The sequence below is a fragment of the Lutibacter sp. genome (genome assembly GCF_013139515.1).
Classification (GTDB): Bacteria; Bacteroidota; Bacteroidia; order Flavobacteriales; family Flavobacteriaceae; genus Lutibacter.
This window is the reverse complement of sequence record NZ_WTAR01000074.1, coordinates 1-21,181: the sequence shown is the minus strand read 5'-3', so window position 1 is coordinate 21,181 and position 21,181 is coordinate 1. Positions and strand designations below refer to the sequence as shown.

Here is a 21,181-nt window from a genome sequence, read left to right as displayed (position 1 = left end):
GAAACCTTTTTTACTAATTTAACCAAAAATTATTCTAATTATAAAGCAGGTTTTTTATTTGCTTCAATAAATGAAGTATTAAAACCTGAAAATTGTTCTAAGTAATGTTCTATAGATGAGCCGTATGCATCTTTAAATTTCTTTTTACCATTACTTCTAAGGTATTTTTTTACATTTCCAGCACCAGATAAATGTGCGGCAGCTAAAATACCAGACTCGGTAATTTTAATACCGTTTATTTTTTTTCCAACACTTCGTCTAATATCTTTTCTTAAAATCCATTTATTTACAGAGCAAAGTGCAATAAATGCATCTTCCTGTAATTCTGGAGAGCTTAAAAATTGTTTAGTGTTGTATATTTTGAATCTTTCTAAAGTAGTTCTTCCAAATTGATATTTCCCTAAATAACCAAGAGTGTTAACAACATGATATCTTCCTTGAGACTCTTTAAATGCTACAGCTTCTTTAAAACCGTTGAATGAATTACCTACAAATGGAATGTTGTAAATTTGATGAAGACTTTCTTTTTCGTTAGGTACAGTACTAATTTCTATTGTAGAAGTAATGTTACTGTTTAGTGTTCTTTCTTCTTTAGAGAAACTTGAAATAACAAGTACTAAAGTTAGTAAACTTAAAATTACTATTATTTTTTTCATAATTTATAGGTTTTAATTACCTTCTAAATTTCAGGATGCAAATGTATAGTATATTTTTAATCTGACAACAAATTTACAAAATATTTTAACAAATTAACAAATTGTTAACAAAGTGAAGTTTTTGTTGATAAAAAACGTAAATAATAAAGAGAAATGGTAGTTAAATTATAAATTTAATAAAAAGATATTAAAATGTTATCTGTTCACACCTTGTTTACTAAGCCACTTTTGATATTTAGTAGCGTTTTTATTGTGTTGCGAGAGAGTTTTAGCAAATTCATGTTTTCCTATTGATGTAATACTTGCACACATATAATAGTAATTATGTAAAGCAGGGTTTAATACTGCGTCTATTGAAGAGATGTCTGGCATTGCAATAGGACCAGGAGGAAGACCATTATTTTTATAAGTATTATATGGTGAATTAATTTCTAAATCTTTTGTAAGTACTCTTTTAATGACAAGGTTATTACCAAATTCTTTTTTTAATGCAAATATAATTGTGGGATCTGCTTGCAAAGGCCATTTATCATTCAACCTATTTAAATACAATTTAGCCACCATTGGTCTTTCGCTAACTGCAGCTGTTTCTTTTTGAACAATAGATGCAAGTGTAATTACTTCTGTTTTAGATAAATTTAGTTTTTTAGCCTTTTCTAATCTTGAAGCATTCCAAAATTTATTGTATTCGTTTAACATTTTAGTTCTGAATGATTCAGCAGATGTATTCCAGTAAAACTCATATGTATTTGGAATATACATACTTAACGCTGTATTTATAGTAAAACCTACTTCAGATATAAATGAATTATTGTTTAAAGTATTTAAAATTGTAATTGAATCAGGTTCAATTTGTTCAGCAATTCTACCAGCAAGTTTTTCAAATGTATCTTGGTTGTTGAATGATAACTTTACAGTTGTTTGTTTACCACTTCGTAATAAATTTACCAATTCGTTATTATTTAAACCTTTTGTAATATGATATTTTCCTGGTTTAATGGTGTTTGGATAGTTTTTTTTGTTAGCAACCCAAGTAAATGGTTTTACTCTTTTTAAGAACGGGCGAATTAAGTTTTCAATATCGTCAAAATTACTAGTAGTTGGGATGTATAAGAAACCTTCTTTGGTGGTATTTGGCTTGTATATTTTTGAGTAAAAATTATATGTAAGGAAACCTCCAATTATTAAAACTAAAAAGGAAATTAAGAAGAAGAGTTTTTTAAGATTCATTTTTTTTATTAATTAATTGGTAAGAGATTTCGTCTTTAAATGTAGCATTAGAAAAAATCCAATCTTTTTTTATTCCTATTTTCTTGAAGTTAAATTTTTCAAAAAGTGAAATACTGTTTTTATTATCTGAAGTGATATTGGCATAAATTTGATGCACATTTAAATATGTGAAAGCATAATCTATAATCATTTCAAGAGCTTCAGAGCCATATCCATTAGTTTGGTGCTTCGGGTTTATTAGTATTCCAATGCCAATACGTTGGTGTAGAGGATTAAAATCAAATAAGTCAATCATACCAATTGGTAAATTTTTAGAGTCACAAATTACAAAACGGTATTGTTTAGCTTCATAAATATCTTGATGCGCATTTTTAATATAATTTTGTAAGGTGTATTTTGAAAAAGGCAGCTGAGTGCTACTTATTTCCCAAAATAATTCATTATTTTCAGAAGAAAATAGAAAGTCTATATCTTCAGGTTCTAAAGCACGTAAGTTTATATTTTTTCCTAGTAGTATTGCCATTAAATAGAAATATTTCCTTCAAAAACAAGTTGAGCAGGTCCTTTTAAAAATACATTTTTGTAAGTATTAGCTTCTTTTTCAAATGAAACTTCTAAATTTCCACCTAAAACCTCAATATTTATAGAGGTTGCATTTGTTTTATTTGTTTTATTTGCCGCAATTGCAACAGCGGTAACACCTGTTCCACATGCTAATGTTTCATCTTCAACACCACGTTCATAGGTTCTAACTTTAAATGAGTTATTAGATGTTTGTTCAGCAAAATTCACATTGGTTCCTTCTTTAAAATATGGAGCTCCGTATCTTATCTTTGAGCCTTCGATCTTAACATTTAAGGTTGTTACGTTTTTATTGAAATTCACATGGTGGGGAGATCCTGTGTTTAAAAAACAATAATCACTAAAAATGTCAATAGTATCAATATCAATCATTTGAAGGCTTACAATGTTATTATTAATGCTTGCAAAGTGCAAACCATCAACAGCTTCAAATGTTGTTTCTGTTGTTATTATTTCAAGCTGCTTTGCAAAAGCAACAAGGCATCTTCCTCCATTACCACACATACTTCCTTCATTTCCATCAGCATTAAAATATACCATAGTAAAATCATTTTCTTTTGATGGTTCTAATAAAATTAAACCATCAGCACCAATACCAAAACGTCTGTCGCATAATTTGTGAATGAGTTTAACGTTGTTTTTTGGGAATGTTAAGCTTCTATTATCAATCATAATAAAATCATTTCCTGTTCCTTGATATTTGTAAAAATGTATTTTCATTACTGCAAATGTACTAAATTAAGTGAGTTTTTAAAGTAAATAGAATGCGTGATTTTGAAATGTTAAAATGAGTTAAAACAGCGTTAACAGATAGTTAAAGTAAATTTTTACGCGTAAAATAATTCTAAATTTGAGTTTTAATTTATAAACTAAAACAATGAAAAAAGTATTAAGTGTTATATTATTCTCGGCTCTTGGAGGAGCGCTTACTTTAGGAAGTTATAAGATATTTATAGAAAAACCACAGGTGGTTATTGAGCAAAAAGAAGTTAATGCATTATGTAGTTTACCTGTAAATTATACAAATACTATGGTTTCTTCAATAGAAAATACAGATTTTACTGTAGCTGCAGATAAAACTATAAATTCTGTAGTTCATGTTAAAAATACTTCAGTAAAAACATATAGAGACCCTTATGCAGAGTTTTTTTATGGACAAGGTAGTGGTACAAAAAAATATTCACAAGTAGGAACAGGAAGTGGAGTAATTATCTCTTCTGATGGTTATATTATTACAAATAATCATGTAATAAAAAATGCTACTGAAATTGAGGTGACTTTAAATAATAAGAAGAATTATAAAGCAAAATTAATTGGAACAGACGCTACAAACGATATTGCTTTATTAAAGGTTGAAGCTAAAGATTTGCCTTATATAACTTTTGGAGATTCTAATGGTATTAAAGTTGGAGAATGGGTATTAGCTGTTGGAAATCCATATAATTTAACGTCAACAGTTACCGCAGGCATTGTAAGTGCAAAAGGAAGAGATTTAGATGGAAATAGTAGTATAGATTCTTTTATTCAAACAGATGCGGCTGTAAACCCAGGAAATAGTGGTGGAGCTTTGGTGAATACTAGAGGTGAATTAATTGGTATTAATACGGCAATTTCATCTCAAACTGGAGCTTTTGTAGGATATTCATTTGCAGTGCCTTCAAATATTGCTAAAAAAGTTATTGAAGATTTAATGGAGTTTGGAAATGTTCAAAAAGCAATGTTAGGTGTTTTTGGAGGTGAGTTAAATAATAGAGCTGCTGAAAATTTAAATATTGAAACCACTGAAGGTTATTATATTTCTGGAGTAGTAGAAAATTCTGGAGCTGCAAAAGCGGGACTTAAAGAACATGATATCATTATAAAGTTAAATGAAGTTAAAATTTCTACGTTTGCAGATTTGCAAGGATTTTTAAGAACTAAAAGACCAAGTGATGTTATAGCAATCACTTTTTTAAGAGAAGGTTCCAAAAAAATAGCAAATGTTACATTAACAAAAAATGAAAAAGCAAGAATTTCAGCTATTGGATTAGAGTTAAATAACTTGGATAAAGCTGAATTAAAAAAATTAAATATTAAAAACGGTGTTAAAATTAGTCAAATTTCAAATAAAGAATTACAATATTATGGCGTAAAAAAGGGGTATGTGATAACAGCTATAAATGATAAAAAAGTAATTACTGTTGACGATGTAAACAATATGATTGAAAATAAAACTAAAGGAGCAGTGCTAAGAATTGAAATGCTAAATTTAAAAGGGGAGAAGGAGCGATATATTTTTAGATAAATTTTTAAACAATATTTTTAAAAACCTTTCAAATTTTGAAAGGTTTTTTTATTTCAAAAAAAGTTGCGAAAACGTTTGAAATGGGTATTTTTACAAAAATATTTAACAATAAACTCTAAAATGTCATTTAACGAACTTTACGAAAAAGAACTTGCTTTTCAAGCTAAGCGTAGAAGAGCAACAGTAGAACTTATTAGAATTATTAGTGATTTATGGTATGATAATACTGTAGAATTGATTTTATTTAGAAATCAATTATTAGATAAAAATGTTAGCGAAATACTAAATTTAATTGAATACGCTAGTGATTTTGTTGAAAAACCAATTTCAATTTTTGACGCTGTTGAAATCTCAAGAGAAATTAAAAAATTGAATTTACCTCCATCAAAAATTGATATTGGGAAATTAGTGTTTGAATATCATTTAGATGATACCCATAATTTTGTAAAAGAATTTGTTGAAGATAAATTAAAAGTTGATAAAAATTCTAATGAAACTACACCAAAAGATGTGGTACTTTATGGCTTTGGCCGTATTGGTCGTTTATTGGCACGTGAACTAATGGTACTTACAGGTAAGGGAAACCTTATGCGTTTAAGGGCAATTGTTACGCGTGGAGAAATAACAGCTTCAGTTTTAGAAAAAAGAGCTTCATTGCTAAGAAACGATTCTGTTCATGGAGATTTTCATGGAACAGTTAGTGCTGATATTGATAAAAAGGCTTTGATTATTAATGGAACAACTGTTCATGTGATTTCAGCAAATGAACCAGAAGCTATAGATTACACAGCATACGGAATTTCTGACGCATTAGTGATTGATAATACAGGAGCCTTTAGAGATGAAGTTTCATTAGGAAGACATTTAAAGGGGAAAGGAATTTCAAAAGTATTGTTAACAGCGCCAGGAAAAGGTGTTCCAAATATTGTTTTTGGAGTAAATCATACAGATTATGACCCAAATAAAGTTGCTATTTTTTCAGCAGCTTCTTGTACAACAAATGCAATTACACCAGTTTTAAAAGTTATTGAAGATAATTTTGGAGTAATTAATGGACATTTAGAAACTATCCATGCATACACTAACGATCAAAATTTAGTTGATAATATGCATAAAAAATATAGAAGAGGAAGAGCTGCAGCTCTAAATATGGTAATTACAGAAACAGGAGCAGGAAAAGCAGTTTCTAAGGCATTACCAGTTTTTGAAGGCAAATTAACTTCAAGTGCAATTCGTGTGCCTGTACCAAATGGTTCTTTAGCAATTTTAAATTTACGCTTAGAAAATGCTGCAAGTAAAGAAACAATAAATACAACAATAAAAAAATATTGTTTAGAAGGAGATTTGGTTGAACAAATAAGATATTCTTTAAGTAATGAGTTAGTTTCTTCTGATATCGTGGGAGCTTCAGCGCCTGCAATTTTTGATAGTAATGCAACAATAGCTAATAGTGATGGGAAAAATGTGGTACTCTATGTTTGGTACGATAATGAATATGGTTACGCTCACCAGGTAATTAGATTGGCAAAGTATATTTCACAAGTAAGAAAATTTGCTTATTATTAGTAGTTGTCGCAACAAAAGTTGCTTTCTTTGATAGTTAATAAAATTACCTTTGATGTATGAAGATAACAAATTCTGTCAAAGGGTTTTTATTGGCATTAGTATCTGTAATTGCTGTTTCTAATGTTTTTATTTTTAGCAAAGCAGCCTTAAATGAAGTTAGTTTACCTCAATTTGGTGTTTATTGGTTTACGTTTGGATTATTATGGATATTGCTATACGCTTGGTATCATAAGTCTTTTAAAATTTTAAAAACACTTAATTCTAAATGTTATATAGTTTTAGTTGTTTTAGGAACCATAGAAGTTGTAGGCACATATTTTTTCTTTAAGTCTATTTATACTGTTTCAAACCCAACTATTGTTTCTTTTATTGGTAATATTTCACCTGTTTTTATAATTAGTTTAAGTTTTATTGTGCTTAAAGAACGATTTAATTATACAGAAATGTTTGGTATGGTGTTCGCTGTTTCAGGAGCTGTTGTGATTAGTTACAAGGGTGAATCGGGAATTAATGATATGTTTATTGATGGTGCACAATATGTACTATACTTTAGTTTACTATCAGCTATAAATGCGGTGATTGTTAAGAAATACATTAAAAAAATTCACCCAATAATATTAACAATAAGCAGAAGTCTATTTTTATTAGTTTTTTCAATACTAGCATTAAAATATACACATGAATCTTTAACAATTCCTTCGAGTGCTATGAAAAATATTTTTATAGGGTCACTTTTAGGGCCATTTTTAACAGTTGTAACGGGTTATTTGGCTCTTCAATACATTCCATTGTCTAGAAAAGCTATAATAGCTAGTACAAAAGGACTTTTTGTATTGTTAGGCTCTTATCTTTATTTTAACCAATTTCCACCCACAATTGCATTAATTGGAGGTTTGATTACTATTTTTGGGTTGTTGTTAATTGCTTTAGGAAAAATTAAACATCAAAAAATACATAAACATTAATATGAAATATTTTGAAAGAAAAAAGCCAAATCAATAAATTGATTTGGCTTTTTTCTTTTTAATGATTTGTTAATTAAGTAAATATAATTTGTGTTCTGTCTCCATCACACATTTCATAAAATTCACCTATGGTAATAATTTCAGAAACTTCATCTGATAAATCTTCTTTTTTTAATTTAAACATATCAACAGCTAACTTACAAGCGAAAATTTCTCCGCCACCTGCTGTAATCATTTCTAAAAATTCATCAACTGGAGGCATATCTAAAGCTTCCATTTGCTTTCTCATCATTCCAGAAACTGCAGATTCTACACCAGGTAATCCACCAAGCATTGTAGGGAAAGGTAATCCGCCAGGCATACGCATTGCAGGGTTTCCTGTAGTTGCTGTGTGTAAGTGATTCATTGCTTTTTTTGTAATTCCATCCAATCCAAAAAATGTGAAAAATACTTTGGTTTCAATGCCTTCCATTACAGCTCCATTAGCCATAACTAAACTGGCATATACATCTTCTAAGCTTCCTTTGGCACATATTAAGCAAACTTTTTCTAAAGGTTTTTTTTCTGTACTCATTGTTTTAATTTTAGTTTTTTATAAATAATAGCTCTAAAGTAAATTTAGATACAACTAGTTGGTTTAGGAATTCCTGCAATTTTAGAAGAAAATTTTAGAGGTCCTTTTGGAAATAATCCGTACAATTCTTTAATAGTTACAATACCTGATTTTCCTACGCCTCTAATTGTTAAAGATTCTTTTGCGGCTGTTTTATCACGTAAATAATTAAGAACTTCAAAGTGTTTTGGTGTTAATTCTATACCTATTTCTTTTGCAATTTCATTTGCAATTTCTTCGTTCCATTGAGACATATCTTCTAAATATCCTTCTTCAGAAATATTAACTGCAACTCCTGCGATTGTTTTTACTGACATAATATTTGTGGTTTTATATAATTAGTTATTATTTTTCATCTGGTTTAATATCAAACACTTTTCCTTTAAAGCTCATGTTTCTTGAGACAAAAGGTATAGCAATTCCTTTTAATAGCATATTCCAGTAAATCCATCTAAATGCTAATTTCCCCCAATGATTAAAAACACTTTCTTTTAATAATTGGAGTGGGCCAATTTTAGCGAATGGAAATTTACCGTGTACAGGTTCTGTAACATAGTTAAAATCAATTAGTAATGCTTTGTTATTCCCAGTTTCAATAAAACAGTTTGCGTGACCATCAAATTCTTTTTTAAGTGGGTAGCCATCTATGTATAAAAGAATATTATCGGTTAATGTTTCAGCTTGAAAATGTGCTACTGAACCAGCTTTTGAAGCTGGTACATTAGTTGCATCACCAATAACAAAAATATTTTCATGTGCTTTTGATTGAAGTGTATTATGATCTGTTGGAATAAAATTTAAGTCGTCTCCTAAACCAGATCTTTCAATAACTTCATCACCCATATTTGTTGGAATAGTTACTAATAAATCAAAAGGAATTCTTCTATCTTCATAATCCACAATTTCTTTAGTATCATTATCAACATGTTCAATAGCAAAATCAGATTGCAGATGTATATCTTTTTCTTTTAAAAGATATGCAAGTGCTGTAGAGCAAGTTGGTTTTGTAAAAGCTCCCGTAAGTGGAGTTACATAAGTAATATCAACTTTATCTCTCATGCCTTTTTTGCGGAAATATGAGTCAGCTAAAAAAGCAAACTCTAAAGGAGCAACAGGACATTTAATTGGCATTTCAGTTATGTGAACTACTAATTTACCACCTTCCCAAGTTCTTAATTTGTTACGTAAAGCTAAAGAACCTTCATAAGTGTAAAAATCAAAAATATCTTTTTTCCAAAGTGGTCCTACCAATCCTTCAGTTTCTTCAGGAGCAATTTTAGAACCAGTAGCAATTATTAATACATCATAGTTTAAAGTTTCATCTTCTAAAACTACTTTATTTTCTTTAGGAAGTATTTTTTCAATTTTCTTTTGAATATAATTTACACCCATTGGTATAAACTTTTCACCTACTTTTTTTACTTGATTTTCAGTATAGGTGTCAAATGGTAAAAATAAAAACCCAGGTTGGTAATAATGAGTTTTATATTGATCAACAATTGTTATATTCCATTTGTTTAGATAAAGTTTACTTCTTAAATGATTAGCCATCATTGTACCTGAAGTACCAGCACCTAAAATTAGTAAGTTTTTCATATTGAGTGATTTAATTTAACTATTAGATTGATTAACACTTTTTAATAGCTTTTAATTATAGTGTAAAGTTACTTAAGTTACATATTCACCTTTATGATAAATATCAGGTTGCTATGTAACGCTTGTTACAAAACATGACTAAAACAAGGGCTTTAGGGATTATCCATATAATGTATAAAGTTAAATAATTATGATTATTTTAGCAAAGAAATTTATAGGGTATGACATTAGGTATTGAGCAAAAAATAAATAAATTAAGAGAAGAGTTGCGGTTGCATAATTACAATTATTATGTATTAGATAATGCTACAATAACTGATTATGATTTTGATTTAAAATTAAAAGAATTAGAGAAGCTAGAGGTTGAAAACCCCCAGTTTTTTGATGCTAATTCACCAACACATAGAGTGGGTGGAGAGGTTACTAAAAACTTTAAAACGGTAGCTCATAAAAATAGAATGTACTCTTTAGCCAATTCGTATTCAAAAGATGATTTATTGGATTGGGAAAAACGTATTAAAAAAAATTTAGAAACAGAAGATGTAACTTATACTTGTGAATTAAAATACGATGGTGCTTCTATAAATTTATCTTATGAAAACGGAAAATTAATAAGTGCAGTTACAAGAGGTGATGGTTTTGAAGGAGATAATGTAACAGCAAATATTAAAACTATAAAATCTATACCGCTAGTTTTAAAAGATAATTTTGTTGATGATTTTGAAATTAGAGGAGAAATTATTTTACCGTTAGAAGGGTTTAATAAAATGAATGAAGAAAGAATTGAAGCAGGTGAAGATCCATATAAAAACCCTAGAAACACGGCAAGTGGAAGTTTAAAATTACAAGATAGCGCCGAGGTGGCTAAAAGGCCATTAGATTGTTTATTGTATCATATAGTAAGTACTAAAAATATTAAAAGCACACATTTTAAAACTTTAGAAAACGCTAGAGGCTTAGGTTTTAAAGTTCCAAAAGCCATTGAAGTTTGTTCAACAATTGATGAAGTTTTTAATTTTATTGAAAAATGGGACATTAAACGTCATCAACTTCCTTATGAAACTGATGGGGTTGTAGTGAAAGTTAATTCTTTAGCGCAACAAGATGAGTTAGGTTATACCGCTAAATCACCGCGCTGGGCAATTGCTTATAAATTTAAAACGGAACAAGAAAGTACTGTTTTAAAGGAGATCACGTATCAGGTTGGAAGAACAGGAGCAATTACACCTGTTGCAAATTTAGAGCCAGTACAATTGGCAGGAACTATTGTTAAAAGAGCATCGTTACATAATGCCGATCAAATTGAAAAATTAGACGTTAGAATTAATGATACCGTTTTTGTTGAAAAAGGAGGCGAAATTATTCCTAAAATTGTTGGAGTAGATTTAACAGCTAGACCTATAAATTCTCTACCTACAGTTTATATAACCAATTGTCCGGACTGTGATACGATTCTAATTAGAAACGAAGGAGATGCAAAACATTATTGCCCTAATGAATATGGATGCCCAACACAAATAACAGGTAGAATTCAGCATTTTATTAGTAGAAAAGCTATGAATATTGATGGTTTAGGGGCTGAAACTGTTGAGTTATTATTCAATCAAGGGTTAATTCATAATTATGCCGATTTGTTTGAACTAAAAGAGGCTCAAATCATCCCTTTGGAGCGTATGGCAGAAAAATCAGCTCAAAATATAATTTTAGGAATTGAAAATTCAAAACAAATCTCTTTTGAAAAAGTATTATTTGGTTTAGGCATTAGGTTTGTTGGTGAAACTGTAGCAAAAAAATTAGCCAAGCATTTTAAGTCTATTGATAATTTAATGCAAGCAACTTTTGAAGAATTGATAGCTGTTGATGAAATAGGAGATAGAATTGCAGAAAGTGTTTTAAGTTTTTCTGCAAACTTAATAAATATTCAAATAATTGATAGATTAAAGGGGTATGGTGTTCAACTTGAGGTTTCAGCCAAAAGTTTAGAAAATACAACTCAATTATTAAATGGTAGTTCTTTTGTTGTCTCAGGTGTGTTTTTACTTTTTAGTAGAAATGAGTTGAAAAAGTCTATTGAAGATAACGGAGGAAAGGTTGTAGGTTCAATTTCTAAAAAAACAAACTATGTTATTGCGGGAGATAACATGGGACCTAGTAAACGTACAAAAGCAGAAAGCTTATTGATACCTATTATATCTGAAGCAGATTATTTAAAAATGATTAATAATTAAAACAATTAAGAGTGATTTTCAGGAGTATTTCTACCTTAAAGGAATGATTTTTTTAACTTCAGATCTGTAATCCATAACCTTTTTTGGCCTTTCTTATTAACAAAAAACTGAGTTATTAACAATTTAGAAACTTCAATTTATAAATAATTCATTTTTAAAGCAGCAACTATTTTTAATTAAAAACTATATAAATATAAAAATTTGATAGTATAATGTTTTATTGTAATTAACTGGGAATAAGGCGATTAAATTTGTATTTTCAATAATTTTATTTTTACTCTTTCATTAAAAAAAGTATGTTTTAAGTAGTTATTTTAATCTTTAAATAAGAATAAAGTAAAAGTTTTTAACAAAAAAGTTGTTGGTTATAATAATTGTACATACTTTTGATGTATATACAATAGTAGTATAGAAAATAGTTGTCCCCCCGAAGTTGAATATAAATAATGAAAATGATGAGCTAAATTTACCTGATTTAACAATTGCAAATATTTTGCACACAGGTAACTGGATGAATGAAAAGTTTTCAGATCATCTTAAACAATATGCATTATCTATTCAACAATTTCAAGTATTACGTTCTTTAAGAGTATTGAAAGGTAAACCGGCAGATCTTTTAACATTGCAATCTCAAATGGTAAGCAAAAATAGTAACACTACACGTTTAGTAGAGAAGCTAAGGTTAAAAGGATTAATTACTAGAATTCAGAATGAAGAGAATAGGAGAAAGGTAGAAATTAGAATTACTGATGAAGGTTTAAAGTTGTTAGATGAAATTGATGATATTCATTCAAATTTTGAAAATGATATAGTTGCAAATTTAAATAACAAGGAAATTTTAACTCTTAACAAATTATTGAATAAAATTAGGAATAAATAAATCAACCCAAAATAAGCTGATTTTTATATAGTATTATTTTCAATCCCTAAATGATACAAGTTATAAAAATTAAAAAAAAGTAAGTAATAAATTAATTAGTAAGAATTTATGAAAATTTAAAAGAAATTTAATAGAGGTAGTTACACTGTAGTCACATACTCAATAAAGCAGTCCGAAAATGCTTTAAGTGTTAGATGGTTAGTAAGAACTTTGTTTCTGCCTCTTCTTTAAATTTTATTAAAAGAAATAGGAATAAATAAATCAACCCAAAATAAGCTGATTTTTTATTTGGTACTGTTTTTAACCCTTAAATGGTACGAGATAATAAATTCAAAAATAAAAAGTAAGTAATAATTTAATTAGTAAGAAATTATGAAAGGTTAAAAGAAATTTAATAGAGGTAGTTACACTGTAGTCACATACTCAATAAAGCAGTCCGAAAAAGCTTTAAGATGTTAGATGGTTAGTAAGAACTTTGTTTCTGCTTCTTCTTTAAATTTTATGAAAATAATTAAGAATAAATAAATCAACCCAAAAAAAGCCAAAACCCCGAAGACATGAATACATTATTATCTGTCCTGTCTGTTAAACTCATTAACAGAGCGTTAAAAAATAAAATCTACACTTATTTTAAACAGTCGTTTACACTAATTTTTGGTGACTTTAGCTATTCTTCAAATAAAAAAATAGTACAACCTATATACATATATAAAAGCAGTCGCAATAAAATTATCTAACCCAATTTTTTCCCACGACGGTTAGTAAGAAGATAATAAATAATTGCGACTGTGTTTTATATTTAAACCCCTTTTAGAATGAAGTTAATACCTTATAAATTAGTAGTATTTGTTCTGTTTAGTATTCTTTTTAGCTCTTGTGTTAAAGACGATGGAATTTATTTTAATGAAATTTCTGATGTTAAACAAGAATATTCAAAACTAGAATTAGACATATTTAATTTAGTTAATATGCATAGAGAAACAAAAGGAATACAAGCTTTAGAAAAAATGAATATTGTTTCATCTGTAGCTTTAACGCATACTAATTATATGGTTGAAACAGGAAAGGTTGATCATTTTAATTTTCCAGAAAGGCATGAGAACTTGGTGCTAAAAGCAGAAGCTCAAATGGTTGGTGAAAATGTAGCTTATGGGTTTAATTCAGCTAAAGGTGTTGTTGAAGCTTGGTTACAAAGTAAAGAGCATAAAGAAATTATTGAAAATGATGCATATACACATTTTGGAATTTCAATAGGTAAAGATTTAGAAAACAGAAATTATTTTACTCAAATTTTTATAAAACGCTAATCTGAAATTAAATAGTATGAATTTAGAGACAATAAAAAATAGCAAAGCAATAAAAAACAATTCTAATAGAATTTACATTAATACATTAACCCCTTATTTTGAGTTTCAAAATAAATTAGGAAGAATTGTTATGCCAATAAAACGTTGCGTTACACAATAAAAAATAGTAATTACATAAAAAAACAGCTGTAAAAAATCAAATAAGTCGTCCCCACAACGGTAGTATAATTAGATTTTATGTTACAACTGTTTATTATGTAAGAGTTAATAATATTTAAAACAGCCGCAACAGATTTGAAAAAAAACTGTCGTCCCCACGATAATCTTTTGTGCATCAATCAATTACGACTGTAAATATTTTAACCATATTTTATAAATAATGTTAAAATATTAAATATTCTTGAACTTTCTTTAGGTTTTGTAAAAGTAAATTATAACATTTATAATTCCAATTATTTTATACTTAAATTTATAATTGGTTTTTTTAAAAATATATATAAACTTGTTATTCAAAATTGAAAAATAATAAATTCACATTCTCGTTTGTTGTTAATGAAAATGAAATTGATGATTTAAATCATGTAAACAATATTCATTACGTTAAATGGATTCAAAATGCGGCTCAAAAACATTGGAATGTTTTAAAAACACCAGCTATAAATGCTAATTATGTTTGGGTTGTTTTAAGACATGAAGTTGATTATTTGGCTTCGGCAAAATTAAACGATATAATTGAAATAAGTACTTGGATTGGTGATTCTTATGGTGTGAAATCTGAAAGATTTGTTGAGGTGAAATGTAAAGGTAAATTACTAGCAAAGGCCAAAACAGTTTGGTGTTTATTAGATAATAAGAGTATGAAGCCAATTAGGATTTCTCCTGAAATACTAAAAATTATTCAATAGGAATATCGTATTATTTATTTTTTTCTTCAATCCATTTAGCCATATATTTTGTGCTTTTTAAAGTATGATGAAGCAATAATGAACCTATAAAGTTTTGCAGTCTGTGTGCGGTTTTATCTTGTTCTAAATATTCAATCTTATTTAATAATTTTTGAGAATATTTTTCTTTTGAAAAACACTTGTTAAGTATATCTAAACCATTTTTTTGTGCACCTTGCCAAGTTTTTTCTTGTATATAAAGTTCTACAGCTTTTAAAGCAAACTCTTCATAGTTATCGCAAATAAATCCATTCCAAGGCAGTTTTTTATGCATAGCTTCAGCACCAATTGTAGTTGTTACACTTGGAGTTCCAAATTGCATAGCATCAATTAACTTACCTTTTAGACCAGCTCCAAATTGTAGTGGTGCTAAACAAACTTTACTGTTTGAAATTACTTTTTCTGTACTTTCTGCCCATCCTTTAATTAAAAAATCATCTTTTTCATGGTGTAATTGTTGTGCTTTTTGAGTTGCATACGCACCATAAATTAGCATTTTAGCATTTGGTAATTTTTGTTTTATTAAAGGCCAAATGTTGTTTTTTAATACTAAAACGGCATTCCAGTTTGGTTCATGTTTAAAATTCCCGATAGATACAAAATTAGCTCGTTCTTGAAATGACGGGTATTCTTTTAACGGTTTTAATGTGTTAGTATCTATTAAAAAGGGGAGGTATTGCAAAATTTCTGTATCAATTTTAAATGTTTTTTTTAACAATTTCATTTCATATTTTGAAATAATAAGTGTTAAATCACAGCGATATATACTTGCAATTTCTCGCTTAGTTAAATCATTAGTTAAATATTCTAAAGAAACGGTTGTGTTATTTTTGTATGCAGTTTGCCTAGCTTTACGTAAAAAATGTAAATCTTCAGTATCTAAAATTCTGATTGCTTTGGAGCAATTTTCTGTAACTCTCCATCCAAATTGTTCTTCTGTTAAAAACCTATCAAAAAGTACTAAATCTGGATTTAGTTCAGCTATAAAAGAATCAAAACTAGAATCATTTAGTTGTATATTAGTTGTTTGTATGTTTAAACTATTTAAGTTAAATGAGTTTATCGTTTTTGAAGCTGAACAAGCAAAAGTTATTTGATATGCATTGGTTTTAAAGACTTCAATAAGTTGAAGCATTCTTGTTCCTGCAGCTGTTGAAGTTGGTTCTGGCCAAATAAATCCAATAATTAAAAGGGTTTTCATTGTATTTAAAAACAAATTTATTTATCAACTATAATTCTTTGTTTTCTATTTGCTATTTCCCAAGCAGTATAAAAAACTAATTGAGTTCTTTTTGCTAATACTTCATAATTAATTTTATCGGGTGTGTCAGAAGTTCTGTGATAATCATCATGAGTACCATTAAAATAAAAGATAATTGGAATATTGTTTTTTGCAAAATTGTAGTGATCTGATCGATAATAAAACCGATTTGGGTCATTTTCATCATTAAATGTATAATCTAAATCTAACTTTGTAAAACGTTCATTTATTTTTTCAGATAAAAGATGTAATTCACTACTCAATTTATCTGAACCTATTAAATATATGAAGTTAGGATTATTTGTATGCGCTTCATCAACACGTCCAATCATATCAATATTAAGGTCTGTAACAGTATTTTCTAATGGGAAAATCGGAAAATTAGTGTAATATTTAGAGCCTAATAAACCTTTCTCCTCGCCAGTAACATGTAAAAATAGAATAGATCGTTTTGGGCCATCACCAGCTAATACAGCTTGCTGAAAAGCTTCAGCAATTTCTAAAATTGCTGAAGTACCAGAACCATTATCATCAGCACCATAATAAATAGCATCACCATTTATTCCAAGATGATCATAATGTGCAGATATTACTACAATTTCTTCTGGGAATTCATTTCCTTCTATAAATGCAACTACATTTTCTGAAGGGTTTAATTCGGGTCTTAAGTGTTCGGTTGGTATTGCTTGAAAATAATCAGTTCCACCGTAGGGTGAAGCAATACTTTGTGCTATATAGAAATTTTTTAAATATTCAGCGGCTAGTTTTTGTCCGTCTTCACCTGTTTCTCTTCCTTCAAACTCTTTAGACGCAATGTTGTATAAATGTTCTTTTAAATCGTTAGTAGTAATTGTATTAGCAAATAGCGTAGCAGTTTCACCAGTTACAATTGTACCGTCTGTAGTTTGACCGGTGATGTTATTATTACTTCCACAACTTAGTAGTATTGTTGAAACAAGAATTATTAATAAATTTTTCATTCTGAGGGTTTTACAAGTTTTCAAATATATTAAAATTATTGTGAGTTAGATATTGTGAATTGTTTTAAAGTTTTGTTAAATGAAATTAAATTGGATTCAAAGAGTTGTTGCACACTGTTATTTGAGATTAGTGTTTCGGTTTTTCCTGAAATAAATTGATTTGGAGTCATAAGCCATAACTCATCAGCTAGTTGAAGTGCTAAATTTATTTCATGGGAAGAAACTATAATTGTTTTATTAAAATCTTTTGCTAATTGTTTTAGTAAAGTAAAAGTTTCAATAGTATGATGAATATCTAGATGTGCAGTTGGCTCATCTAATACAATTATAGGTGTATTTTGAGCAAGTGCTCTGGCAATTAATACTTTTTGTAATTGTCCATCACTCAGTTCATAACATTTAGAGTCTTTTAAATGTGTGGTGCTTGTTTTTTCAAAAGCCGATTCAATAATATGCAAATCTTCAGTAGTTAAATAGCCAATCCAATTGGTATAAGGTTGCCTACCTAAAGCAACCAATTCAAAAACAGTTAAACTACTATCGGGTAGCCTTTCAGTAAGAACAAGGCTTAATATTTTAGAAAAATCTGTATAATTAATGGTTTCTAATTTATTAGAATTTATAAAAATCTCACCTTTTAAACTTGGTTGTACTTTAGTTAAGGTTCTTAAAAGAGTTGATTTTCCAACACCATTTTCCCCTAATAAACAAACTAAATTACCGGAATCTAAGTCTATATTCAAATTAGAAGTAATTGTTTTTACTTCTTTTTTTGAAGTATATCCAATACTTAAATTTACAGTTTTAATGATATGTTTATCGGCTAATTTCATTAATAATAAATTTTTCTTTTTCTAACCAATAACCAAATAATAATTGGCGCTCCAAATAAGGAAGTTATAGCGTTAATTGGCAATGTATATTCACTATTGGGTAATTGCGCAATACTATCACAAATTAACATAATTATAGCGCCGCTAATAGCAACAGCCGGAATCAATATTTTATGGTTTGAGGTGTTAAATAATAGTTTTGTTAAGTGCGGAACAGCCAAGCCTATAAACGCAATAGGTCCCGAAAATGCAGTAATTACACCTGTTAGTAAACTTGTTGAAATTAAAGTGATATTTCTAGTTCGTTTTACATTAACACCCATACTTTTGGCATAGTTTTCACCTAATAATAAACTGTTTAGCGGTTTTATTATGAAAATTACTAATGAAATTCCAATGAAGAACGTTACAGAAAGCGCGCTAATTTCGTTCCAACTTAAGTTTCCTAAACTTCCAAAACTCCAAAATAAATATTGTTGTAATTGGTTGGCACTACTAAAATATGCCAAAACACTAATTACAGCAGCAGTTAAGCTTCCAAACATTAAACCAATTATTAAAATGGACATGGTGTTTCTAACTTTAATGGCGGCTAACATTACTGCTGAAAGCACTAAAAATGCACCAACACTTGCAGCAATTGCTTGTCCCCAATTTGTAAAGGCATATGCAGTAATATTTGCTCCTAAAAAAGCTGCTCCTAAAATTAAAATTGCAACTCCTAAACTTGCTCCAGAACTAATTCCTAAAACAAAAGGACCTGCTAGCGGATTTCTAAATAAAGTTTGCATTAATAATCCGCTAATAGATAATCCTGAACCAACAATAATTGCGGTAATTGCTTTTGGTAAACGATAATTTAAAATAATAGCTTTCCAAGATTCTTTTTCAACTAAACCATCTAAAAGAGATAAGAATATTTGTTTTAAAGGGATATAAACTGAACCCAAACTTATATTAATAAATACAATTACTAGCAATGTAATTATTAAAAGAGTAAATGTGTTTTTATATGATTTTGTTGGGTTTATCAAGTAAGTTCATTTAAAAATGTTACTAATTTATCAATTGCTTTTCCTCGGTGGCTAATGTTTCCTTTATCCTCTAAATTCATTTCAGCAAATGATTTATTGAAACCAGTTGGTAAAAAAATAGGGTCATATCCAAAACCACTATCACCTTGTTCTTTACTTAAAATAGTTCCTTTACAAATTCCCTCAAAAAGATATTGTTTGCCTTCAATATTTAATGCAATAGCTGTTCTAAATTGTGCTTTTCTATTAGAATTATTGCCAAGTTTATTTAATAATTTTTTCATGTTTTCTTCAGCATTGCTTTCATTTCCAGCATAACGGGCTGAATACACTCCAGGTTCATTATTTAAGGCATCAACTTCTAAACCGGTATCGTCAGCAAAACAATTCAAACCATATTTTTCGGTGATAAAATTAGCTTTAATTTTTGCATTTCCCTCTAAATTTTTAGCAGTTTCAGCAATATCATCAAAACAATTAATATCGGCTAAACTAACAATTTCAAAATTAGTTAGCATTGCTTGTACTTCTTTCAATTTGTTTTTATTGTTGGTTGCAAAAACAAGTTTTAATTTATTCATGATGATATGGTTCGTTTTTTAGAATTGTAAATGCTCTATAGATTTGTTCAACAACAAATAAACGAATCATTTGATGTGAAAACGTCATTTTTGATAAAGAAATTTTTCCTTGAGATTTTTTATAAATGGCTTCTGAAAAACCATAAGGGCCACCAATTACAATTACTAACTGTTTAATTCCTGAGTTCATTTTTTTTTGAAGATATTTTGAAAATTCAATAGAACGAAATTCTTTTCCTTTTTCATCTAATAAAATTAAAACATCAGTTGCAGCTAATTTTTTTAATATAAGTTCACCTTCTTTTTCTTTTTGCTGAGTTTGACTTAAATTCTTAGCATTTTTAATATCTGGAATAATTTCAATAGTAAAATTAATATAATGTTTTAGCCTATTTTGATAGGTTTCTATTAACGTTTGTAAATTTTTAGCATCGGTTTTACCAATGGCAAGTAATTTAATTTTCATTTGGTAAATATAAAAAGAAATAAAGATGAATTTTTTGAAAATAAAAAAGTTATTTTTGTTGTAAATATGCATAGTTATGATAAGTAATAAGCAATTTAAAAAAGAACTTGATATTATAATCTCTAACGCTGTTAGAGAGGATGTTGGAGGAGGAGATCACAGTTCGCTTGCTTGCATTCCTGAAGAGGCACAAGGGAAAGCGAAATTATTAGTAAAGGAAAATGGTATTATTGCAGGGGTAGAATTTGCAAAACGAATTTTTAAATATGTTGATATAAATTTAAAAGTAGAAACGCTTATTGAAGATGGTGCAGAAGTGAAATATGGCGATATCGTTTTTTTCGTCTCAGGAAGTTCGCAATCTATTTTAAAGGCTGAACGATTGGTGTTAAATGCCATGCAGCGTATGAGTGCCATTGCTACTAAAACTAAAAAGTTTGCGGAATTGTTAAAAGGTACTAAAACAAAAATTTTAGATACTCGAAAAACGACGCCAGGTATTAGAGCTATTGAAAAATGGGCTGTGAAAATTGGTGGAGGTGAAAACCATAGGTTTGCATTGTATGATATGATAATGTTAAAAGACAACCATATTGATTTTGCAGGTGGTATAACAAAAGCAATTTCAAAAACTCAACAATATTTAAAAGAGAATCATCTCGATTTAAAAATTATTGTAGAGGCAAGAAGTATGGAGGAAATTGAAGAAATATTAAAATCGGGTGGTATTCACAGAATTTTAATTGACAATTTTGATTATGATGAAACTCGTAAAGCAGTTGTATTAATTGGTGATAAATGTCAAACAGAATCATCAGGAGGTATTACTTTAGAAACTGCTAAAAAATATGCCGATTGTGGTGTAGATTATATTTCATCGGGTGCTTTAACACATTCGGTTTATAATATGGATTTAAGTTTAAAAGCTGTTGAATGACAAAAGAAATTGAAGATAGTTTATCCAAAATTCCAATTGTAAATTGGCTCGTTCTTTTTGCAAAAAAGGTTAAAATACCAGGTTTGCAAGGAATGTCTCTGTATGATGTTATTGAAATGTATGTGCTTGGAATTGTAAAAGGAGCTTTAACATCTCGTGCTGGTGGAATTGCTTTTAGCTTTTTTATGGCACTATTTCCTTTTTTACTGTTTATACTTACTTTAATTCCATTTGTGCC

At 28.6% G+C, this 21,181-nt stretch carries 21 protein-coding genes and 1 pseudogene; 9 read left to right on the top strand and 13 right to left on the bottom strand.

What is annotated here, in order from left to right; genetic code table 11:
* Positions 1 to 38: 38 nt before the first annotated feature.
* From GQ540_RS07280 to dapF, 4 genes are all read right to left on the bottom strand, one after another.
* The gene (locus GQ540_RS07280) at positions 39 to 656 is read right to left on the bottom strand and encodes a peptidoglycan-binding protein LysM (RefSeq protein WP_291799534.1); all 618 of its coding nucleotides are present in this window, start codon (positions 654 to 656) and stop codon (positions 39 to 41) included.
* A 195-nt stretch (positions 657 to 851) separates the two neighbouring features.
* Positions 852 to 1,886: an endolytic transglycosylase MltG gene (gene mltG, locus GQ540_RS07275; protein WP_291799532.1), complete on the bottom strand. Its 1,035-nt coding sequence runs from the start codon at positions 1,884 to 1,886 to the stop codon at positions 852 to 854.
* A complete protein-coding gene (locus tag GQ540_RS07270; protein ID WP_291799530.1) occupies positions 1,876 to 2,409 on the bottom strand; it encodes a GNAT family protein in 534 nt (177 codons plus the stop codon). Before GQ540_RS07270 ends, mltG begins: the two co-directional genes overlap by 11 nt.
* Positions 2,409 to 3,188, bottom strand: coding sequence for a diaminopimelate epimerase (gene dapF / locus GQ540_RS07265; RefSeq protein WP_291799528.1), 780 nt, complete (start codon positions 3,186 to 3,188; stop codon positions 2,409 to 2,411). Before dapF ends, GQ540_RS07270 begins: the two co-directional genes overlap by 1 nt.
* A gap of 157 nt (positions 3,189 to 3,345) precedes the next feature.
* Between dapF and GQ540_RS07260 the strand changes: the two genes are divergently transcribed.
* The 3 genes from GQ540_RS07260 to GQ540_RS07250 all read left to right on the top strand — a co-directional run bounded on the left by GQ540_RS07260 (position 3,346) and on the right by GQ540_RS07250 (position 7,283).
* Entirely contained in the window at positions 3,346 to 4,752 is a 1,407-nt protein-coding gene (locus GQ540_RS07260) for a trypsin-like peptidase domain-containing protein (protein WP_291799526.1), read from the top strand.
* A gap of 120 nt (positions 4,753 to 4,872) precedes the next feature.
* Positions 4,873 to 6,318, top strand: a complete 1,446-nt coding sequence (locus tag GQ540_RS07255) for a glyceraldehyde-3-phosphate dehydrogenase (RefSeq protein WP_291799523.1) — start codon at positions 4,873 to 4,875, stop codon at positions 6,316 to 6,318.
* Positions 6,319 to 6,374: 56 nt separating this feature from the next.
* Positions 6,375 to 7,283 (top strand): DMT family transporter, encoded by a 909-nt coding sequence (locus GQ540_RS07250; RefSeq protein ID WP_291799522.1) that lies wholly within the window; start codon positions 6,375 to 6,377, stop codon positions 7,281 to 7,283.
* A 73-nt stretch (positions 7,284 to 7,356) separates the two neighbouring features.
* On the opposite strand, the gene GQ540_RS07245 is transcribed toward GQ540_RS07250, so the two are convergent.
* The 3 genes from GQ540_RS07245 to GQ540_RS07235 are packed head-to-tail and all read right to left on the bottom strand — an operon-like array spanning position 7,357 to position 9,492.
* Positions 7,357 to 7,857, bottom strand: a complete 501-nt coding sequence (locus GQ540_RS07245) for a DsrE/DsrF/DrsH-like family protein (protein WP_291799520.1) — start codon at positions 7,855 to 7,857, stop codon at positions 7,357 to 7,359.
* Between the two features lie 44 nt (positions 7,858 to 7,901).
* The gene (locus GQ540_RS07240; protein ID WP_291799517.1) at positions 7,902 to 8,213 is read right to left on the bottom strand and encodes a TusE/DsrC/DsvC family sulfur relay protein; all 312 of its coding nucleotides are present in this window, start codon (positions 8,211 to 8,213) and stop codon (positions 7,902 to 7,904) included.
* Positions 8,214 to 8,241: 28 nt separating this feature from the next.
* Entirely contained in the window at positions 8,242 to 9,492 is a 1,251-nt protein-coding gene (locus tag GQ540_RS07235) for an FAD/NAD(P)-binding oxidoreductase (protein ID WP_291799515.1), read from the bottom strand.
* Between the two features lie 221 nt (positions 9,493 to 9,713).
* On the opposite strand from GQ540_RS07235, the gene ligA reads away from it, so the two are divergent.
* The 4 genes from ligA to GQ540_RS07215 all read left to right on the top strand — a co-directional run bounded on the left by ligA (position 9,714) and on the right by GQ540_RS07215 (position 14,812).
* Positions 9,714 to 11,720, top strand: a complete 2,007-nt coding sequence (gene ligA / locus GQ540_RS07230) for an NAD-dependent DNA ligase LigA (protein ID WP_291799513.1) — start codon at positions 9,714 to 9,716, stop codon at positions 11,718 to 11,720.
* A gap of 433 nt (positions 11,721 to 12,153) precedes the next feature.
* Positions 12,154 to 12,600: a MarR family transcriptional regulator gene (locus GQ540_RS07225; protein ID WP_291799511.1), complete on the top strand. Its 447-nt coding sequence runs from the start codon at positions 12,154 to 12,156 to the stop codon at positions 12,598 to 12,600.
* An 815-nt stretch (positions 12,601 to 13,415) separates the two neighbouring features.
* A complete protein-coding gene (locus GQ540_RS07220) occupies positions 13,416 to 13,907 on the top strand; it encodes a CAP domain-containing protein (protein ID WP_291799509.1) in 492 nt (163 codons plus the stop codon).
* A gap of 515 nt (positions 13,908 to 14,422) precedes the next feature.
* On the top strand, positions 14,423 to 14,812 hold the full coding sequence (locus GQ540_RS07215) for a thioesterase family protein (RefSeq protein WP_291799507.1): 390 nt from the start codon (positions 14,423 to 14,425) through the stop codon (positions 14,810 to 14,812).
* Positions 14,813 to 14,822: 10 nt separating this feature from the next.
* On the opposite strand, the gene GQ540_RS07210 is transcribed toward GQ540_RS07215, so the two are convergent.
* From GQ540_RS07210 to rlmH, 6 genes are read right to left on the bottom strand one after another with little or no spacing between them, the layout of a single operon-like run.
* On the bottom strand, positions 14,823 to 16,052 hold the full coding sequence (locus GQ540_RS07210; protein WP_291799505.1) for a glycosyltransferase: 1,230 nt from the start codon (positions 16,050 to 16,052) through the stop codon (positions 14,823 to 14,825).
* A gap of 17 nt (positions 16,053 to 16,069) precedes the next feature.
* Positions 16,070 to 17,092 carry a M28 family metallopeptidase gene (locus GQ540_RS07205; protein WP_291799504.1) on the bottom strand — a complete coding sequence of 341 codons (1,023 nt, stop codon included), beginning with the start codon at positions 17,090 to 17,092 and terminating at the stop codon, positions 16,070 to 16,072.
* A 35-nt stretch (positions 17,093 to 17,127) separates the two neighbouring features.
* A complete protein-coding gene (locus GQ540_RS07200; protein WP_291799502.1) occupies positions 17,128 to 17,925 on the bottom strand; it encodes an ABC transporter ATP-binding protein in 798 nt (265 codons plus the stop codon).
* On the bottom strand, positions 17,925 to 18,956 hold the full coding sequence (locus tag GQ540_RS07195) for an iron ABC transporter permease (RefSeq protein WP_291799575.1): 1,032 nt from the start codon (positions 18,954 to 18,956) through the stop codon (positions 17,925 to 17,927). The genes GQ540_RS07200 and GQ540_RS07195 overlap by 1 nt, the downstream gene beginning before the upstream one ends.
* Complete coding sequence (locus tag GQ540_RS07190) at positions 18,956 to 19,540, bottom strand: non-canonical purine NTP diphosphatase (RefSeq protein ID WP_291799499.1); 585 nt, start codon at positions 19,538 to 19,540, stop codon at positions 18,956 to 18,958. The genes GQ540_RS07195 and GQ540_RS07190 overlap by 1 nt, the downstream gene beginning before the upstream one ends.
* Complete coding sequence (rlmH, locus tag GQ540_RS07185; protein ID WP_291799497.1) at positions 19,533 to 20,006, bottom strand: 23S rRNA (pseudouridine(1915)-N(3))-methyltransferase RlmH; 474 nt, start codon at positions 20,004 to 20,006, stop codon at positions 19,533 to 19,535. Before rlmH ends, GQ540_RS07190 begins: the two co-directional genes overlap by 8 nt.
* Before the next feature lie 76 nt (positions 20,007 to 20,082).
* Between rlmH and nadC the strand changes: the two genes are divergently transcribed.
* Both nadC and GQ540_RS07175 read left to right on the top strand, forming a co-directional pair.
* Positions 20,083 to 20,943 carry a carboxylating nicotinate-nucleotide diphosphorylase gene (gene nadC, locus GQ540_RS07180; RefSeq protein ID WP_291799493.1) on the top strand — a complete coding sequence of 287 codons (861 nt, stop codon included), beginning with the start codon at positions 20,083 to 20,085 and terminating at the stop codon, positions 20,941 to 20,943.
* A pseudogene (locus GQ540_RS07175) lies at positions 20,940 to 21,181 on the top strand (ribonuclease BN); the annotation flags it as partial. The gene nadC and the pseudogene GQ540_RS07175, both read left to right, overlap by 4 nt.